This is a genomic window from Serpentinimonas barnesii, assembly GCF_000696225.1.
GTDB lineage: Bacteria > Pseudomonadota > Gammaproteobacteria > Burkholderiales > Burkholderiaceae_C > Serpentinimonas > Serpentinimonas barnesii.
Genome location: NZ_BAWN01000088.1, coordinates 1 through 1,128, shown reverse-complemented (window position 1 = coordinate 1,128; position 1,128 = coordinate 1). Strand labels below are relative to the sequence as shown.

Genomic DNA, 1,128 nt, shown 5'->3' with positions numbered 1-1,128 from the left:
CTCCGCTAACCTGCGGTTCAACTCGGACGTGCCTTCGGCACGCCGGTTAACCTCAACGTTAGCCGCTCAAGGAGGTTTCGTGGCAGATCTATGTGAAATATTGAACGACCTATCCGCAGAAATATTTGCGTGGATGTCAGCTCAGCCCGCGGTGAAGGAAGAATCCATTACTGATTGGCTGTTGTACGAGCTTTCAAAGAGAAGCACTCAGGTTGCATACAAGGCATTTACTCGTCATGAAGAGGCGAAATACACCGGGGCAGATTGGGACTGGGTATTCGTATTCAATGACGGAACGGTTTGGCTAAGAGTTCAAGCGAAGAAGCTTTTTGATGGAGAAGATAACTATCCTGGCCTTGCGCGCTCAAATCGCTATGGTCAGCAAATATCAACTCTGATCACGTCGGCGGCAACAGTTCCAGCATATCCAATATATGCGTTTTACTCTGGGTCCTCGGCAATTTCAGCATGTCGCGGCGGTGTGCAAGCTTCAGCCGGCGCATATTTGTGCGGCGCGAAAGTAGTTGATGCAAATTTTGTTAGCACAAGAACACGGGTTGATCCTGCCAATGTGATTGGCCGGTCGTATCCGCTTCCCTGCATTGCTTGTTGTCCAAAGGCGACCGGTGGCTCAGCAAAAGATCTCATCGGCCAGATTTACTACTATTTTGAAATCGACAGTCCGCTTAATTCACGCGTAGATGAGTATCAGGGCTATAGCAAAGACATTCCTGCTGCAATTCGGGCTGTCGTTGATAACGAGTTCAAGTTCCCTGATTGGTGGGAGCGAGAGTTTGCTAGGCAATTTGCAGATGTCGGCGCCGTTGTAATAGTGGATGTTCGCGGCTAACCATTCGTTGGAGGGCCGACGGCCCTGACGGGCCGCGCCCTCAACTCAAACGTTAGGCCTCGCTCTGGCTTCTGCTGTTCCGCTCCCTCGCGCTCCGGCGGTGCCCAGTTGCGAGCCTACTGCTCGGCCTTCGTGGAAAGGCACTGGCACACAGCGCTTGCTTTCCTGCAAGGCTCCCGCCATAATCTCCGGCAACGCCGCAGCGTTCCAAGGCAGCAGCACCCTTCTCCACAGCGCCTAACCTGCGGTTCAACTCGGACGTGCCTTCGGCCCGCCGG

1 protein-coding gene is annotated in these 1,128 nt (G+C 53.5%); it reads left to right on the top strand.

Annotated elements, in window-relative coordinates; translation table 11 throughout:
* On the top strand, positions 1-850 hold an 850-nt coding region (locus SRAH_RS12740; protein WP_206741117.1), incomplete at its 5' end, for a DUF6615 family protein.
* Positions 851-1,128 lie beyond the last annotated feature (278 nt).